A 17,337-nucleotide genomic window follows, 5' to 3' on the forward strand; every position below is an offset into this window, starting at 1 on the left:
CTCCCGGCTTCCGCCGGAAGGGCTTTCTCATTTTCACTCCGCCGCGGCGTCGGCTTCTTCCTCGTGATCCGCCAGGAAGCCGCCGGACTGGCGGGTCCAGAGGTCGGCATAAATGCCGCCCTCTCCGACCAGTTCGCTGTGCGAGCCGGACTCGATGATCTTGCCCTTGTCGAGCACGATCAGCCGGTCCATCTCGGTCAGCGTCGACAGGCGGTGGGCGATGGCGATGACCGTCTTGCCCTGCATCAGCGCGAAGAGGTTTTCCTGGATCGCCGCTTCCACTTCGGAATCGAGAGCCGAGGTTGCCTCGTCGAGCACCAGGATCGGCGCGTCCTTCAGGAAGACGCGGGCGATCGCGATACGCTGGCGCTGGCCGCCCGACAGTTTCACGCCGCGCTCGCCGACCTGAGCATCCAGCCCCTTGCGGCCGTGCATGTCGGAAAGCCCTTCGATGAACTCCCAGGCATTCGCCCGCTTCGCCGCCTCGATCACCTCCGCGTCCGTCGCATCCGGACGGCCGTAGGCGATGTTGTCGCGGATCGAGCGGTGCAGCAGCGACGTATCCTGCGTCACGACACCGATCAGCGCCCGCAGGCTTTCCTGCGACACGGCAGTGATATCCTGGCCGTCGATGGTGATACGCCCTGCTTCCAGGTCGTAGAACCGCAGCAGCAGGTTCATCAGCGTCGTCTTGCCGGCGCCCGAGCGGCCCACCAGACCGACCTTCTCGCCGGCCTTGATGTCGAGCGACAGGTTCTCGATGACGCCCTTGCCCTTGCCGTAGTGGAAGCCGATCCGCTCGTAGTGGATCGCCCCACGCTTGGCCTGCAGCACCGGCGCACCCGGCAGATCGGTGATGTCGTGGTTCTTCGTCATCATATCCATGCCGTCATAGACGGTACCGATATTCTCGAAGAGCGCCGACACTTCCCACATGATCCACTGCGACATGCCGTTGACACGCATCGCCAGGCCAATGGCGATGGCAATGGCGCCGACCGAGATCTCGCCGTTCAGCCAGAACCAGATCGACAGGCCCGAAATCACGAACAGCGCGATGCAGTTGTTCATGTAGACCGACATGTGGAACAGCGTCACGCGGCGCATCTGCGCATGCACCGTCTGCAGGAATTCGTCCATGCCTTCCTTGGCGTAGCTCTCCTCCCGCCCGGCATGCGAAAACAGCTTAACAGTCGCGATGTTCGTATAGCTGTCAACCACACGCCCCGTCATCATCGAGCGCGCATCGGCCTGCTGCTTGGCGATCCGGCGCAGCCGCGGCACGAAATAGGAGACGATGCCGACATAGACGCCGAGCCAGACGAGGATCGGGATCATCAGCCGCCAGTCTGCCGCAGCGATCACCACGATCATCGAGATGAAATAGGTGACGACATAGACGAAGACGTCGAGGATCTTCATCACCGTTTCGCGCACGGCCAGCGACGTCTGCATCACCTTGGTGGCAACGCGTCCGGCGAACTCGTTGGCGAAGAAGGTCATGCTGTGACGCAGCAGGAAGCGGTGCATCTGCCAGCGGGCGATCATTGGATAGTTGCCGAGCAGCACCTGATGCATGATCAACGAGTCGATGCCCGCCGCCAGCGGCAGGCCGATCAGGATCAGCGCGCCCATCCAGGCGAGCCTTTGCCACTCGTTTTGCATGAAGGTCGCCTTGTCGGCGTTGCCGAGCCAGTCGACGATATCGCCGAGGAACTGGAAAAGCGCCACTTCGCCGACAGCGATCAGCGCGGTGAGGACCGCCATGATCGCCAGCCAGGGTGCCGCCGGCTTCGTATAGTGCCAGCAAAAGGCGAAAAGCCCCGTGGGAGGCGCCACAGGCTCCTCGCTGGGGAAGGGATTCAACCGCTGTTCGAACCAGCCAAACATGAAAATGCTCCGGAACCGTACCGTTCCGTCTCCCGGCCCGCGCAAATCCGCGCTTGAGCACATATGGGAACCGGACGTTCAAGGGGCGAGGCCACAACAGCCGCGCAATGGATCAATGGGGGATTTTGAGAAAGCTTTTGCGCGTCAGGAACGCGCCATCACCAGCGGTCGCATGACGGCCGGAAGGCGCGTGAGCAGCAAAATATTCATGTCGGCCTCCCTGCTGGCGTTTGAAGATGTGCACCGATAACGCGAAAATCGCCAAATTTCCAGCTGAAAATCGGCAGAAATTGAACATTTCAGGGTCAAAACGCGTCCTGTTGCGTTCAAAACACACATGTTCTAGGGCTGGCACACCCTTCCCGGAGATAACGATGACCGACCTCAGACTGGCGCTCTACCAGCCGGACATTCCCGGCAACACCGGCACGATCCTGAGACTGGCCGCCTGTCTGGGTTTTGCCGTCGATATCATAGAGCCAGCCGGCTTCGACATATCGGACCGCAATCTGAAGCGCTCCGGCATGGACTACATCTCATCGGCCGCCCTCACCCGCCATGTCAATTTCGACCGCTTCGAGGAATGGCGCGCAACCACAAGGCGCCGCCTTATCCTCGCATCGACCAAGGCCTCCAGCCCCTACACCAGCTTCGCCTTCCGGCCTGATGACATCCTGCTCTTCGGCCGCGAAAGCGCCGGCGTGCCCGACCACGTCCATGACAAGGCCGATGGGCGGCTCCTCATCCCGATGGTCGAGGGACAGCGCTCGATCAACGTCGCCGTCTCTGCCGCGATGATAACGGGAGAAGCGATGCGGCAGACGGTTTGGAGCTGAAGCGCCGGGCCGCTTCGGCGAAATATTGGGGCGAGATTGCCATCGCCGAGTAACGGCGAAGGAACCAGTTTCCCGAAAGCCGTAACGTGAGCCACCCATGCTGGAGAATTTTCTGTTGTAGCAAATAGAAAACCTGATTTACTGCGGTTTCGCTGCTTGGCTTTGAGGGGGATCTTGCCGATGGAGTGGACCCGCAGGACTGTTTTGCATGGGGGCATGGCATTACTTGCAGCGGGCGCGGTTCAGCGCCCGGCATTTGCCGCCGCCGCCTCGTATTTTGCCGGAACCGCCGTCGATAACGGCATAACCTATCAAAGCACCAACTTCGCCAAGATCGACAGGCGCTGGCAGCGCCAGGTCGTCAAGTATTTCAGCACCGAGCCGATCGGCACCGTTGTTGTCGATACCCGGCACCACTTCCTCTACCTGATCATGGAAAACAAGACGGCGATCCGCTACGGCGTCGGCGTCGGCCGCGAGGGTTTCAAGTGGTTCGGACGCGCCACGATCGACCGCAAGGCGCTCTGGCCACGCTGGACGCCGCCGCCGGAGATGCGCAAGCGCCATCCGGAACTGCCGGAATTTGTGGCCGGCGGCTCGCCGAAGAACCCGCTCGGGCCACGCGCCATGTATCTGCTGCGTGATGGCGTCGATACCGGTTACCGTTTCCATGGCACGCTGGAGCCCTGGAGCATCGGCAAGGACGCCTCGAGCGGCTGCATCCGCATGTTCAACGAGGATGCGATCGACCTCTATCAGCGCTGCCCGATCGGCACCGCCGTCCAGGTCCTGCCGCATATTGCCGATCAGGCAGAGCCTGCAGCCCAGGTCAGCCAGACAACCCCGGTCGAATGAGGAAATCACCAGATGCCTTTCAAGACCGGATTTGCCGGCCGTCTCGCCGCCACAGCCATGCTGATGGCCCTTGCCTCCTGCACCACGAGCAATATTGCGTCGGTGGAGGAACCCGCGCCAACGCCGATGACAGGCAAGACCAATGACCCCGCTCCCGGCTTCGAGACGGTCGCGGCGGGCAGCGAGGAGGATTTCATCCTCAATGTCGGCCGCCGTATCTATTTCATCCAGGATTCCGCCACGCTCGATTCCGTTGCCATGGCAACGCTGGACAGCCAGGCCGCCTGGCTGAGCCGCAACCCGGCATGGCTGATCAAGCTGCAGGGTTTTGCCGATGATTCCGGCTCCGAATCCAAGATGCAGACGCTGTCGCAGAAGCGCGCCGATGCCGCCATGGCCTACCTCGTTTCGAAGGGTGTCGATGCCAAGCGGATGTGGGCCAAGGGCTACGGCAAGGACCGCGAGGTTCGCGACTGCACGGATCGCTCCTGCAAGGTGCAGAACCGCCGCGTCGTGACCAATCTGCGCAAGGAACCGGACGCCGTCTGATCGGATTGGCGGCGCGCTTTCTCCAAGCGCCGCCGCCTCTCCTGATGTCGAGGAAAATCCCGTGCGCTGGTCCAAACCCCTAAGGCTGCATCTCGGCGTCCTCGTCGTCGCATCGCTGCTCTGTACCTCGACGCCAATCATCTGGCTGGCCTTCAGCCATGGCCGCGAGGCGGCTGTCAGCGCCGGCGTGCAGCAGATGCGCGAAATGAGCCTGCGGCTGATCGAGGGCTACCGCAACACGCTGCAGGGCGGCACCGAGGCGGTCGCCCTCGCCTCGACCTTGCCGCAGCTCGCCTCCCCGCCGCCGCAGGATCTGCAGGCAAAGCAGGAATTCCTGCTCGAAGCCCTGCGCAACATTCCGAATGCCACCAGCATCTACACCGGCTATCCCGACGGGTCCTACGTGCAGGTCATCAACACCAGCAGGCGCGATGTGCGCCAAACCCTTGCGGCGCCCGATGGTACCGCCTTCGCGATCCGAACCATCGCCGAGCGGCAAAGCGCTGATGTCATATCGACGCTCCGTTTTCTCGACAGTCAGGCAAGACCGCTCGGCGAGAAGAACATCGACTACGCTTCCTTCGATCCGCGCCAGCGCCCATGGTATCAATCCGCCGTTCGCGACGGACAGGCGATCTCGATCGGTCCCTATGTCGCCGGAACGCTTCAGGTCCCGACACTGACCGTCGCCGCGCCGATGCGCGACAACGTCAAGGTCGTCGTCGGCATCAATATCCACCTGCAAACCGTCGGCCGCCTGCTCGATGCGCAGGGTATCGCGCCGCGTGCACGCGCTTACATCATCGATGATGCAGACGATCTGGTTGCCCATTCCGATCCGGCCATCATGCAGAGGCTGCTCGACATCTGGTCGAAAAGCACGGGCCCAGCCGATACCACCGCCAACAGTTTCGACAGCAGCCTCGAAACCGTGGCGCGGCTGCGCCACGACCCGGCCTTTGCCAATGGCGGCTTGGCACGCATCGAGCTCGACGGCGAAAGACACCTGCTGCAGATCGCCCCGGTCAGCGTCTCCGGCCTGTTCAAGGGGGATGTCGTCGCCATCGTCGTGCCGCTGGAGGATCTGGTGGCACAGGCCAACCGGCTGCTGATCCACAATCTCCTGATCGCCGCGGGGTTCCTGATCGCCGGTGTCGCGGCATCGGTGATCCTGTCGCGCATCGTCAGCCGCTCGCTGAACAGGCTTGCCGACGAGGCCCGGCGGATCGGCGATCTCGATGTCGGCGAGAAGGCGGCCTCGCATTCCTGGATCTCGGAGATCAACACGCTGGCGACGGCGCTGGCCGCAAGCCGCCACGCCATCCGCCAGTTTGCGCTCTATGTGCCGCGCGAAGTGGTCCGGCGGATCGTCGGTTCCGAAGACCGCACGATGGTCAAGGCGAGACGGCAGGAGGTCACCGTCCTCTTCACCGATATCCGTGACTTCACCACCATATCCGAGCAGCACTCGCCCGAGGACGTCGTCGATATACTCTCGGCCTATTTCGAGCTCTTGAACACCATCGCCGAGCGCCATGGCGGCACCGTCGTCCAGTATCTCGGCGACTCCACCTTCGTCATGTGGAATGCCCCCGTCGAAGATTTGAGACATGCCGAGAACGGCTGCCGCTGCGCGCTCGCGATGAAGGCGGCGATCGATGCGATGAACGAAACCAATGCCGGAAACAGCCTGCCGGAACTCTTCACCCGCTTCGGCCTGCACACCGGCCCCGCCGTCGTCGGCAGCTTCGGCGCCATCTCGCGGCAGCAATACACGGCCATGGGCGACACGATCAACGTCGCCTCGCGGCTGGAGGGGCTAAACAAGCAGTTCAACACCTCGATCCTGGTGAGTGCCGCAACACGCGATGCCGTTGCCGGGCAGTTCGAAATGCACCCGCTCGGTCTGGTGCAGGTCAAGGGGCGCGCCGAGAAGGTGGATATATGGGAGCTTGCGGGGGTAAGCAGCGAGGAGAACATCGACGAACGGAAAGTCGCCGGATGATATAGCAGCCGCTTCGCGCCAGAGCGGCGGCGTATTGCTTTGCGGACGAATTGCGATAATACGAATTCACTCACCACGGACCCGGTGAAACTCCGGGTGGCTCTTCTGGCCGCCGATCCGCCAGACCACGCAAAACCTGCATGCCAATCAACCGGCCGCTCGAAAGAGCGCGCTCGTCATGCTTTGCGAGAACTCATCACATGCAATTTTCTTCCGTCCGCAGGGATTGGTCCGCCAATCCCAGGCGCGAAATGCTCGCTGGAGCCGTCGCGACATTCGCTTTGATCCCGGAGGTCATCGCTTTCTCCTTCGTCGCCGGCGTCGATCCTCAGGTCGGCCTGTTCGCGTCCTTTGTCATCGGCATCGTCATTGCCTTCACGGGCGGCCGTCCGGCGATGATATCGGCTGCTGCAGGGTCCGTCGCCCTCGTCGCGGCACCGCTGGTCCATGCTCACGGACTTCATTACCTCTTCGCAGCCGGATTGCTGGCGGGGCTGTTTCAGATCGCCTTCGGCATTCTGCGCCTCGGCGTCCTGATGCGCTATGTCTCGAAATCCGTGCGAACGGGCTTCGTCAATGCGCTGGCAATCCTGATCTTCGCCGCTCAGCTGCCGCACATCATCCACGGAGACTGGCTTGCCTATGGCATGCTGGCCGCGGGTCTGGTGATCATCTACCTTGCGCCGCGAATGACCACCGCCATCCCGTCTCCGTTGATTTGCATTCTCATCCTGACGGTCGCTGCGATCTCATTCAACCTTCCGGTCATGAGGATTGCCGACCTCGGCAAACTTCCCGATTCCCTCCCGATCTTCGGCTGGCCCGCCGTCCCGATCACGCGCGAAACGCTGACGATCATCGCCGGACCGGCGCTGGCCATTGCCATGGTCGGACTGCTGGAATCGATGATGACGGCGAGCGTCGTTGACGATCTGACCGGAACGCCGAGTTCGAAGAACAGGGAATGCACCGGCCTCGGCATCGCCAATATGGCCTCCAGCTTGTTCGGCGGAATCGCCGGATGCGGCATGATCGGCCAGACGGTGAGCAATGTGAAATACGGCGGCCGCGGCCGGCTCTCCACTCTCTTCGCCGGCGCGTTGCTGCTCGTGCTGATGGTGCTGCTGAAGCCTTGGGTCTCTCAGGTTCCGGTCGCCGCACTCGTTGCCATCATGGTCATGGTGTCTATCGACACCTTCGACTGGTCGTCGTTGAAGACGATGGTCGTTCACCCGAAAATGTCGAGCGCCGTCATGCTCGTGACCGTTCTCGCCACGGTGTTCAGCGCCAACCTGGCTCTGGGTGTCACCGTCGGCGTCCTGCTGAGCGGCGTGTTCTTCATGTTCAAGGTGGCCCGTCTCCTGCAAGTGAAAACGGAGATCGACGCAGATGCCGGTCAGGTCAGATATCTGGTGTCGGGGCAGGTATTTTTTGCCTCGGCCGACGTCTTCATCGACGCATTCGACATCGAGCAGTCCAAGGGCATGGACGTGACGATCGACGTTTCACAGGCGCATTTCTGGGACATCACGGCAGTCGCCGCACTCGATCGGGTCGTAGACCGTTTCAATACCCATGGCATCGCATCCCGTGTCTTGGGATTGAATGATGCCAGTGCGACTCTGATCAAAAGCCTGGATGGCTCAACGAAGCTTGAAGAAATCTGACCGCACCTCGGCAACGGGAACGATGACGGCAGATCGTCGTCATCGATCGTTTGCTCAAGGGAAGCCCTACCCCAACGCGCTCTGCGCCGCGCAGATCCGGTCGATCAGCGCATCGAACTCGCCCTTCGGCGGGCGGTTCTTCGCCAGACGCTGCTTCAGATGCAGGATCGGTTCCGCCAGGATGTCGTCGAGGTTCTCGGCACAGCTGAAATCACCCGCCACGCGCTTGACCTTCGAATTGTCGAAGATGGCGGTCCAGACCTTGTCGCCGACCAGCGGACCGACCCAGTCCGGATTGTACTTGATCAGCGTGTCGGTCGGGACATGGACGATCTTGGCCTCGACGCCGAGCAGCCGCGCGATCGCTTTCTGAATGTCGTTCCAGATATGGGCGCGGTCGGAAGTGATGTGGAAGATCTCACCAAGCGCCGCCTGCTTGCCGAACAGTCCGGCAAAGGGAACGGCGAAATCGACGGAACGCGTCAGCGTCCAGGGCGTATGGCCATCGCCGGCGACGATCGTCGGCTCGCCATCCAGCATGCGCCGCGCCATGATATCGCTCTCGCCCATCATGATCGGCAGGCCGGTGCGGACGGTATGGCTGGGGCGGACGATCGTCCAGGCGAGGTTGCCGGATTTCTTCAGCAGTTCCTCGCAGGCGATCTTCGCCTGGCTGTAGGGCCAATAGGGATTGATGGCAGGCGTGTTTTCGGTGATCACATAATGACGCGCCGGCTTTTCATAGACCGAGGCCGACGAGATGAAGATGTACTGGCCGCAATGGCCGGAAAATATCTCGATATCGCGGGCGATCTGATCCGGCGTGAAGGCGATGAACTGGCAGACGACGTCGTAGTTGGCCTTGGCGAGATCGGCGTAGGCTGCCGATCCGAGTTCGCCGGTGATCGAGGTCACGCCGGCAGGCAGCGGATCGCCTCTCAGCCCGCGGTTGAAGACGCTGACCTGGTATCCCTGAGCAACCGCGCGCTCGACGCAGGGATAGGAGATCTGGCCGGTACCGCCGATGAAAAGCACGTTCAAAGCCATGGAAGAGACCTCGGTATGTGATGGGCAGGATCTGTGGTTGCTTTTCATAGCGCGAATGGGCCTGATCGTCTCCCGCAAATCCTAGGGGCGCGCCGCGGCCGGAAAGCGGTGCCAAGATACAAGCCGATGTCGGAACCCTGGCTGTCCGGACGTCTTCAAGACAGACATGCTCTGGAGGAAAAGATGACGATCACCATCACAGCCTTTGAATGCTCGCCCGATCGCGGCCGCGGAATGGCCCGCGACATGCGCGTCCGCTGGGCACTCGAAGAGGTCGGGCAACCCTATGAGGTCCGTCTCGTGTCCTTCGAGGCGATGAAGCAGCCCGCCCATCTGGCGCTCCAGCCTTTCGGGCAGATCCCGACCTACGAGGACGGCGACCTGGCGATCTTCGAGTCCGGCGCCATCATCCTCCATATCGCCGAACAATTCCCCGGTCTGCTGCCCGCGGATCAGAACGGCCGGGCACGCGCCATCGCCTGGCTGTTTGCCGCCGTCAGCACCATAGAGCCGCCGATTGTCGAACGGGAGGCGACAGGCTTTCTGGAGCGCAACGAGAGCTGGCACGAACAACGCCTCCCCCTCCTCACCGGCCGCATCCGCAAGCGGCTGGCCGAACTGTCACGACGCCTCGGCACTGCTGACTGGCTGGACGGCGATTTCAGCGCCGGTGACCTGCAGATGATCTCGGTGCTTCAGCGACTGAAAAGCTCCAATCTGCTCGATGAATTCCCGAACCTAGCGGCCTATGTCGCACGCGGCGAGGCACGGCCAGCCTACAAGCGCGCATTCGACGCCCAGCTGGCGGTTTTTCTGGCCTCCTCGCAGAGCTGACCAAGGCTCTCCGAAGCCGAAATCATCTGCGGCATCCGGTAGCATCCGCTGCCGGATGCCATTGATTTCCAGCGGCTCCGCCGTAGATGACGGCACATCCCTGCAATATGTCGCAAACGGCGTTGTGTTGCTGCCAAATCGGCCTATTATTGTTAGCCGGGCAAACAAAAATCCGTCACTGCGCAGCAATTTCAACGAATTGGCAATGACGTGATTCTAATATGCACAGCATTGCAAACGCCAACCAAGAAGAAGACTGCTGATAATGGAATCCACGATCGTCATGATAAACCTGTTCGGTGCCGTAGCCTTGCTGCTATTCGGCCTGGCGCAGGTCAAAGATGGCGTGTCGCGGGCCTTCGGCGCCAAGCTCCGGACAGGGCTTGCGACCGGCACGCGCAGCGGTCTGCGCTCCTTTTTCTCCGGTTTCGTCGCCACCGTCGCATTGCAAAGCTCGACGGCAACGGCGCTGATGGTCGCCTCCTTCGTCGAGCGTGAGCTGGTCAAGCCGCGCATGGCGCAGATCGTGCTGCTCGGCGCCAATGTCGGCACCGCCGTCACCGCCTGGATCGTCGCAACGGGCATCGAATGGCTGTCGCCGCTCGTCATCCTCGCCGGCATCGTGCTTTATCGCAGTGGCTCCACCTCCCGCCAGGGCGGCGGCACGGCGCTGATCGGGATCGGCCTGATGCTCCTGTCGCTCCATCTGCTGAGCAGCGCCACAGAGCCGATGCGCCAGTCGCCGGCACTCGCGGCCTTCGTCGGCCTGCTCGACAATGCATGGCCGGTGGCGCTCGCCTTCTCGGCAGGCATTGCATTCATCTCCTCGTCCAGTCTGGCCGCCGTCGTGCTGATCCTGTCGCTGGCATCAACAGGCATCCTCTCTGCGGATCTGGTGATCATCCTGGTGCTCGGCGCCAATCTCGGCGGCGCCATTCCGCCGGTTGTCGCATCGCTCTCCGGCCCGGCTTCGGCCAAACGGGTGACATTGGGCAATCTGATCGTGCGCGCCATCGGCTGTCTCATCGCCCTACCTCTCGCCGGTTACGGGGCGGAACTGCTGGAACTTCTGCCGCTGGCACCTGCAAAGCTGCCCGTCGATGCCCATCTCGGCTTCAACCTGATGCTTGCCGCCGTCGCCTGGCCCTTCTCGCGCCTGCTGTCGAAGCTGATGCTGCGTCTGGTGCCGGAAGAAGCGCAGCCCGACAACGCCCCGAAATATCTGGATCAGGGCGAACTCTCGACCCCGGTCGTGGCTCTCGCCAGTGCCACGCGCGAAACGCTGGGCGTCGGCGATCTCATCGAGCGCATGCTGATGCGCGCCTCCGATGCCTTCGAGAAGGACGATCTTGCCAAGCTCAAGGAAATTCCCTCGCTCGAAAAGCGGGTCGACAGCCTGCAGCAGGAAGTGAAGATCTATCTCTCCAAGCTCGGCCGAGAAGGCCTCAGCGAGGAAAACGGACGACGCTCGATCGTCATCATCGACTATGCGATCAATCTCGAACATATCGGCGATATCATCGAGAAGGGTCTGCTGCCGCAGGTCACCAAGAAGGCTTCGCTCGGCCTGAAATTCTCTGAGGACGGCTATGAGGAGCTGAAGAAGCTCTTCCACCTGACGATCGACAATCTTCGCATCGCCCAGACGATCTTCGTCACCCGCGATTTCAAACTCGCCAAGCAGATGATGGAAGTGAAGGTCGAGGTCCGCAGGATGGAGAAGCAGTCCTCCGAGCGCCACCTGGAACGCCTGCGCGACGGCCGCGCCGACAGCCTGCAGACCAGCTCGCTGCATCTCGACATGCTGCGCGACTTGAAGCGCATCAACGCCCATATCGTCTCGGTCGCCCACCCGATCATGGACGAGCATGGCCTGCTGATCGAAAGCCGCCTCAAGGACGCTGCGGAATAGGGATCGCAGTCAATCTGCCGATGGCAGGCGGCGCATCGTGAATTCTATCTGATCATTGTCCAGCTGCCGCCAGCTCTCGACCTCGGTCCAGTAGGCTGCCTTCGGATATTCGGCAAACCATTCGCGGGCCTTGGCCCGCGCATCGAGCAGCGCAAGCCGGTATGTTTCGCGCACGAAGCGGTCCGCCCCCGTTCGGGGCGTCCCCTCGGCACGATGCCGCTCGATCCTTCGTTTCAAGCCGTCGAATGACGGAGGTCCCGGAATTTTATTCATGAAACCTACCTCTGCCGGAAAAAGGTAGTATCGAACCCGCTAATTTGCGAGTCGAATCTTGGCTGCGGCCTTCCGCCCGCTGGCGACTGGCGTTCCTAGCTGATAGGAGGCGTCGCAATCAGGAATGACGGGTCGCGGCTCCGGCTGCGGCCTATGGGGGTTAGTATGGAAAGACCAGTATTGCCGGCAGGCCTTCCCGCCGACATCGAAGACAAGAAGCTTGCGGCCCAGACATGGTTCCGCCAGCTGCGCGACACGATCTGTTCCACCTTCGAGGCGCTGGAAGACGAACTCGCCGGACCAATGTCCGACCGCGAGCCCGGCCGGTTTATCGGCAAGGACTGGTCGCGTGACAATGGCGCGGGCGGCGGCGGACGCATGTCGATGATGCATGGCCGCGTCTTCGAAAAGGTCGGCGTTCACACCTCGACCGTCTATGGCGAATTCGCCCCCGATTTCCGTGCCCAGATCCCCGGCGCCAATGAGGACCCGCGCTTCTGGGCCTCCGGCATCTCGCTGATCGCCCACCCCGTCAATCCGAACGTGCCCGCCGTCCACATGAACACCCGCATGGTCGTGACCTCGACCCGCTGGTTCGGTGGCGGTGCCGACCTGACGCCGGTTCTCGACCGGCGCCGCAGCCAGGAAGACGAAGATACCCAGCTCTTCCACAAGGCGCTGGAGTTCGCCTGTCGCCAGCACGCGGTTGCCGATTACGATGCCTACAAGAAGTGGTGCGACGAATATTTCTTCCTGAAGCACCGCAACGAACCGCGCGGCACCGGCGGCATTTTCTACGACTGGCTGCATTCGAGCCCCGAGGCCGGCGGCTGGGACGCCGATTTCGCCTTCACGCAGGACGTTGGCCGGGCCTTTGCCGCAGTTTATCCACAGATTGTTCGCGCCAATTTCAACAAACAGTGGACGGAACAGGATCGTGAGGAACAATTGATTCGTCGCGGCCGCTATGTGGAGTTTAATCTCCTCTACGATCGCGGTACCATCTTCGGGTTGAAGACGGGTGGCAATATCGAGTCGATTCTCTCGTCCATGCCGCCAACGGTGAAATGGCCGTAGGCGCTGCAGATCAGACTGTACGATAACGTACGGGTAAAAACATGTTGAATGCCCTTCAAGAAGGGTGAACGCGTTCTAAATCAATTTGTATGTGCATAACAATCGGAGGAGGATTGTCCATGACGATACAAAGCGGTTCATCCGCGGATGCGCAGCAATCATCCCGCGTAATCGATGCCCCGGAATTTCTGAGCCGTCTCGCAGAAGACATGCGGGCGAAAAGCGGCTCGGATTTGCCCCTTTCCTGCTTCATCGAGCAGGTCAAGCTTCAGCTCGCCGGCGGAAAATCGCCCGAAGAGCTGCAGGGACAGGGCCGCGAAAGCGCCAATTCCAACACGCCCTACCAGTCTTCGGACTGCTACCGTTTCTGGGCGATGCCGGAATAAGCCTATCAATCCGGCCGATCGCCGCGATCGGCCGGAACCTTCTCCCCTCTTTGCACATTCAAGCTACGCGTGAATGTGCGCGATCCTGTCACGTTCCGGATCAAGGAGGATACAATGCGACTTTTCGAATGTGGTACGCTCGTTCCAGGCTGCGACTGGCATACCCGTGCCAATGACGACGCCGAAGTCGTCCGCCGCGTGGTCGAGCATATGAAGACCGCCCACGGCGAAACCACCATCCGCGAAAACATGGTCGACAATATCAAGGCCCGCATCCGCAACGAAGCGAACGCGGCCTGATCATTTCGCGAGATCGTTGAGCCGGGCGAGCAGCGCCGCCCGGTCGGCAACGAAGTTCTCATCGACCCATTGCTCCTCGATCGTCTGCAACAGCTGGCCGACGCGCGGACCCGACGGTATGCCGGACGCCATGACATCGCCGCCGCTCAGCGGAAATTTTGGCTTCTGCCAGCGCTCCGCCTGATCGAGCAGCTTGCCGAGACGCGCCGCCCGGCTCATCTCCTTCATGTCGCCTTCCGCCTTGCTCCGCGCCACCGCAAGCGCCAGCTTCAGCCGTGCGATGATGCCTTCGGGCGCATTGCGGTAAAGCAGCCGGTCAAAGGCAGCAGACGAAATCTCGTCGTTCACGGGAACCGCAAGCGCCCAGGTTTTCAGCCAGGCAGCTTCGGCATTGGCAAGCTTCAGCCGCGCCGACATCGCCACCAGGCGGGGAACATCGGGCGGGACGATCGAGGCCAGTCTCAGCAGCGGATCCGGCGCCCAGCCGAGCGCCTGCTCAGTCGCCACCAGCCCCGGAATGGCGTCGATGCCCCACTTTTCCGTCTCGGGCAGGATCTCGTTCAGCGCAGCGGCCGTCCGCATCCAGAGCAGCGCGCGGCCGGGATCCTTGGCCGACAGCAGCTTGCGAAGCTCTGACCAGACACGCTCGGCCGAAAGCGTTGCGAGCTTCGAGCGCGCCGCGGCGGAAGCCTTCAGCCCGGCCGCATCCGGCCTGCCGGAGCCGTAGTAGGCAAAGAAGCGGAAGAAACGCAGGACCCGCAGGTAATCCTCGGAGATCCGCGTCGCCGCATCGCCGATGAAGCGGATGTTGCGCGTCTCGATATCCGCAAGACCGCCGACGAGATCGATCACCTCACCCGCCGCATTGGCATAGAGCGCATTGATCGTCAGGTCGCGCCGCTCCGCGTCAACCTGCCAATCGGTGCTGAAGGCGACCTTGGCGTGCCGTCCATCGGTTTCGACGTCGGTGCGCAGCGTCGTTACCTCGAAGAGCTTGCCGTCGAGAACCAGCGTCACCGTGCCATGCGCGATCCCTGTCGGCACCGCCTTGATACCCGCGGCCTTCGCCCGCTCGATCACGGCCTCCGGCGTCAGCGTCGTGGCCATATCGATGTCGCTCACATCGAGCCCCATCAGGCTGTTGCGCACCGCGCCGCCGACGACGCGGCCCTCGCCGCCATCGGCATTCAGCAGCGAAAAGACGCGCGTCAGGCGCGGATCCTGGAACCAGGCTTCGTGAGCCACACTTGTCATGCATACATTCTTTCGTAAATCGTGCGGATGATGCCGGCGGTAATGCCCCAGATCATCCATTGCTCATAGGGCATGCGGTAAAACTGGCGCTGCACTCCGTTCCAGGGGCGGCTGTCGAGCGCGTGATTATCAGGGTTCATCAGGAATGACAGCGGCACCTCGAACACGCTTTCCACCTCATCCGGGCTCGGCGTCAGCGTGAAGCCGGGCTTGATGACGGCAAGAACCGGGGTGATGCGGAAGCCGGTCGCCGCCAGATAATCCGGCAAGCGGCTGACCGGCTCGATGAACATATCGGCAAGGCCGATCTCCTCGCCAGCCTCGCGGATCGCCGCCATCTCGAGCGAGTCGTCGGTCGGATCCATCGAACCGCCCGGAAAGGCGATCTGTCCGGAATGCTTGCGCAGCGTCTCGGTGCGCTTGGTCAGGATCACCCGCGCATCGTCGCCATCGTCGATAACAGGCACCAGCACCGCCGCATCGCGCAGCTTTATGGTCTCGACATAGGGCAGAAGATCCTGGTTGATCAGGTGATCGCCGTGGTCGCGCCAAGCGAGATCGATCGGCCCGCCCTTCTGGTTGAGCGCCCGGCGGCGGAATTCATCGGCCGAATACAGCGGGTAGCGGGATGCAATCGGTTCGCTCATCGGGACAGCGCATCCAGTTCATCCGCAGGCATGACGGGAAAGATGCGCCCGCCGGATCGCAGGCAGAACATCTGACGCCCCTCGACCGCGATCACTTCGCCAAGCTCGACCAGCTCGTACATCACAGGACGCGCAACCAGCGCCTCCAGCCTGCCGCGCACATGCAGATAGGGTTTCAGCTCGCTGTTGTCGCCATGGATGACGAAACGCAGCGCATGCTCGTCTCCGGCCTCGACGACATCGCCGGTATTGGTGCGAAACGTCAGCACCTGCGTGTCCCCACGTCCCGTCACACTCATCTCGACGGCGAGAAACGGCGCATCGACGACGCGGATGCCGACCTTTTCCACAGGAGTCACAAGATAGGTCTTGCCGTCCTCATCCTTGCGTAGGACCGTCGAAAAAAGGCGGACAAGCGGCGCCCGGCCGATCGGCGTGCCCATGTAGAACCATGTGCCGTCGGCGCGGATTTCCATGTCGATATCGCAGCAAAAGGGCGGATTCCACTTGTCTACGGGCGGCAGACCGCGCGTTTTGCCACCGGTTTCGCCGGCGGCGCGCGAAATCAGCGCGGCCAGCCCCGCTGCGTCTTCGCTCGCCCTGATCTCTTCGCCTGCCATTCTTCTGTCCCGGTTTGCACTTAACGAGGGGAAGTCACGAGATAGTCATTCGAAACGAACTTGTCAGCCCGCAACATCTTCATAACTCTATCGGGTATGAGGCAGAGGTGTAAGTCCGCCGATTCGCGACGAATGATTTAGCCGTTGGAGATGCCTGATGGGTATGATGAAGACCGAAGACAGCCTCGATGAAAAGGCGATCATTGCCGCCGCCGAAAAGGCGCTTGCCGATATCGCCGTTGTCCGTGAAGAAGTTTCGAAGGTGATCTTCGGTCAGGAAAGCGTCGTCGAGAACACGCTTCTCGCCGTGCTTTCGGGTGGGCACGCGCTGCTGGTCGGTGTTCCCGGCCTTGCCAAGACCAAGCTCGTCACCACGCTCGGCGAAGTGCTCGGCCTCGGCGCCAACCGCATCCAGTTCACGCCCGACCTGATGCCCTCGGATATTCTCGGCTCCGAAGTCATGGACCAGGACGAGAGCGGCCGCCGCTCCTTCCGCTTCGTCAAGGGACCGGTCTTTGCCCAGCTGCTGATGGCCGACGAAATCAACCGCGCTTCGCCGCGCACCCAGTCGGCGCTGCTGCAGGCCATGCAGGAATATCACATCACCGTTGCCGGCCAGCGCTACGACCTGCCGGCGCCGTTTCACGTTCTCGCCACCCAGAACCCGCTGGAGCAGGAAGGCACCTATCCGCTGCCCGAAGCCCAGCTCGACCGCTTCCTGATGCAGGTCGACGTCAACTATCCGGAGCTTGCTGCCGAGCGGCAGATCCTGCTCGAAACCACCGGCCTCAGCGAAACCAAGCCGCAGGCGGTGCTCGATGCCGGCAGGCTGACGCAGATCCAGAGCCTGATCCGCCAGATGCCGGTCAGCGACAAGGTGGTCGATGCCATCCTCGCCCTCGTGCGCTCGGCCCGTCCCGGCCAGGGCAATGCGGCGACCGACAAGCATGTCGCCTGGGGTCCCGGCCCGCGCGCCGGCCAGGCGATGATGCTCTGCGCCCGCGCACGCGCCCTCTACGAAGGCCGCCTCGCGCCTTCGCTCGATGACGTCTATGCTCTGGCCGAACCCGTGCTCGAACATCGCATGGCGCTGACCTTCGCCGCCCGCGCCGAAGGCATGTCCGTCCGCGATGTGATTGCCGGCCTCGTCAAGCAGGCCCGGGGATAAGAACAAGGATAGAGAAC

General features: G+C 62.1%; 17 protein-coding genes and 1 other annotated feature. Of the genes, 11 read left to right on the plus strand and 6 right to left on the minus strand.

Annotated elements, in window-relative coordinates:
- Positions 1-33: 33 nt before the first annotated feature.
- Positions 34-1,890, minus strand: a complete 1,857-nt coding sequence (locus AC1DV9_RS16895) for an ABC transporter ATP-binding protein (RefSeq protein WP_112386250.1) — start codon at positions 1,888-1,890, stop codon at positions 34-36.
- Positions 1,891-2,264: 374 nt separating this feature from the next.
- Here AC1DV9_RS16895 and AC1DV9_RS16900 point away from each other — a divergent pair, with 374 nt between their 5' ends.
- The 5 genes from AC1DV9_RS16900 to AC1DV9_RS16920 all read left to right on the plus strand — a co-directional run bounded on the left by AC1DV9_RS16900 (position 2,265) and on the right by AC1DV9_RS16920 (position 7,802).
- Positions 2,265-2,726, plus strand: coding sequence for a tRNA (cytidine(34)-2'-O)-methyltransferase (locus tag AC1DV9_RS16900; protein ID WP_112537871.1), 462 nt, complete (start codon positions 2,265-2,267; stop codon positions 2,724-2,726).
- Between the two features lie 180 nt (positions 2,727-2,906).
- Positions 2,907-3,581, plus strand: coding sequence for a L,D-transpeptidase (locus tag AC1DV9_RS16905; RefSeq protein WP_310294356.1), 675 nt, complete (start codon positions 2,907-2,909; stop codon positions 3,579-3,581).
- 12 nt (positions 3,582-3,593) lie between these two features.
- Positions 3,594-4,130 (plus strand): OmpA family protein, encoded by a 537-nt coding sequence (locus tag AC1DV9_RS16910; protein ID WP_477949240.1) that lies wholly within the window; start codon positions 3,594-3,596, stop codon positions 4,128-4,130.
- A gap of 61 nt (positions 4,131-4,191) precedes the next feature.
- Entirely contained in the window at positions 4,192-6,135 is a 1,944-nt protein-coding gene (locus AC1DV9_RS16915; RefSeq protein WP_477949242.1) for an adenylate/guanylate cyclase domain-containing protein, read from the plus strand.
- 74 nt (positions 6,136-6,209) lie between these two features.
- Positions 6,210-6,265 (plus strand) — a sequence feature (sul1 is cis-regulatory element that is thought to sense ions involved in sulfur or methionine metabolism; They are found in Alphaproteobacteria).
- A 70-nt stretch (positions 6,266-6,335) separates the two neighbouring features.
- On the plus strand, positions 6,336-7,802 hold the full coding sequence (locus AC1DV9_RS16920; RefSeq protein WP_477949244.1) for a SulP family inorganic anion transporter: 1,467 nt from the start codon (positions 6,336-6,338) through the stop codon (positions 7,800-7,802).
- A gap of 66 nt (positions 7,803-7,868) precedes the next feature.
- On the opposite strand, the gene AC1DV9_RS16925 is transcribed toward AC1DV9_RS16920, so the two are convergent.
- On the minus strand, positions 7,869-8,849 hold the full coding sequence (locus tag AC1DV9_RS16925; RefSeq protein WP_477949246.1) for an SDR family oxidoreductase: 981 nt from the start codon (positions 8,847-8,849) through the stop codon (positions 7,869-7,871).
- A 183-nt stretch (positions 8,850-9,032) separates the two neighbouring features.
- Here AC1DV9_RS16925 and AC1DV9_RS16930 point away from each other — a divergent pair, with 183 nt between their 5' ends.
- On the plus strand, positions 9,033-9,683 hold the full coding sequence (locus tag AC1DV9_RS16930) for a glutathione S-transferase family protein (RefSeq protein WP_477949248.1): 651 nt from the start codon (positions 9,033-9,035) through the stop codon (positions 9,681-9,683).
- A gap of 265 nt (positions 9,684-9,948) precedes the next feature.
- Positions 9,949-11,595 (plus strand): Na/Pi cotransporter family protein, encoded by a 1,647-nt coding sequence (locus AC1DV9_RS16935; protein ID WP_112386243.1) that lies wholly within the window; start codon positions 9,949-9,951, stop codon positions 11,593-11,595.
- A gap of 9 nt (positions 11,596-11,604) precedes the next feature.
- Here the strand turns inward: AC1DV9_RS16935 and AC1DV9_RS16940 are convergent, their stop codons facing one another.
- On the minus strand, positions 11,605-11,868 hold the full coding sequence (locus tag AC1DV9_RS16940; RefSeq protein ID WP_112386242.1) for a hypothetical protein: 264 nt from the start codon (positions 11,866-11,868) through the stop codon (positions 11,605-11,607).
- Positions 11,869-12,033: 165 nt separating this feature from the next.
- Between AC1DV9_RS16940 and hemF the strand changes: the two genes are divergently transcribed.
- The 3 genes from hemF to AC1DV9_RS16955 all read left to right on the plus strand — a co-directional run bounded on the left by hemF (position 12,034) and on the right by AC1DV9_RS16955 (position 13,631).
- Positions 12,034-12,945: an oxygen-dependent coproporphyrinogen oxidase gene (gene hemF, locus AC1DV9_RS16945; RefSeq protein ID WP_477949250.1), complete on the plus strand. Its 912-nt coding sequence runs from the start codon at positions 12,034-12,036 to the stop codon at positions 12,943-12,945.
- A gap of 119 nt (positions 12,946-13,064) precedes the next feature.
- Positions 13,065-13,331 (plus strand): hypothetical protein, encoded by a 267-nt coding sequence (locus AC1DV9_RS16950; protein ID WP_112386240.1) that lies wholly within the window; start codon positions 13,065-13,067, stop codon positions 13,329-13,331.
- Positions 13,332-13,445: 114 nt separating this feature from the next.
- Positions 13,446-13,631 (plus strand): DUF1059 domain-containing protein, encoded by a 186-nt coding sequence (locus AC1DV9_RS16955; protein ID WP_477949251.1) that lies wholly within the window; start codon positions 13,446-13,448, stop codon positions 13,629-13,631.
- Here the strand turns inward: AC1DV9_RS16955 and AC1DV9_RS16960 are convergent, their stop codons facing one another.
- The 3 genes from AC1DV9_RS16960 to AC1DV9_RS16970 are packed head-to-tail and all read right to left on the minus strand — an operon-like array spanning position 13,632 to position 16,152.
- Entirely contained in the window at positions 13,632-14,885 is a 1,254-nt protein-coding gene (locus tag AC1DV9_RS16960) for a CCA tRNA nucleotidyltransferase (protein ID WP_477949252.1), read from the minus strand.
- Positions 14,882-15,532: a CoA pyrophosphatase gene (locus tag AC1DV9_RS16965; RefSeq protein WP_477949254.1), complete on the minus strand. Its 651-nt coding sequence runs from the start codon at positions 15,530-15,532 to the stop codon at positions 14,882-14,884. Before AC1DV9_RS16965 ends, AC1DV9_RS16960 begins: the two co-directional genes overlap by 4 nt.
- The gene (locus tag AC1DV9_RS16970; RefSeq protein ID WP_477949256.1) at positions 15,529-16,152 is read right to left on the minus strand and encodes a DUF1285 domain-containing protein; all 624 of its coding nucleotides are present in this window, start codon (positions 16,150-16,152) and stop codon (positions 15,529-15,531) included. Before AC1DV9_RS16970 ends, AC1DV9_RS16965 begins: the two co-directional genes overlap by 4 nt.
- A gap of 157 nt (positions 16,153-16,309) precedes the next feature.
- Here AC1DV9_RS16970 and AC1DV9_RS16975 point away from each other — a divergent pair, with 157 nt between their 5' ends.
- Positions 16,310-17,320, plus strand: a complete 1,011-nt coding sequence (locus AC1DV9_RS16975) for an AAA family ATPase (RefSeq protein WP_477949258.1) — start codon at positions 16,310-16,312, stop codon at positions 17,318-17,320.
- The last annotated feature ends 17 nt before the right edge of the window (positions 17,321-17,337 follow it).

The sequence above is a fragment of the Rhizobium sp. 01L410 genome (genome assembly GCF_056400165.1).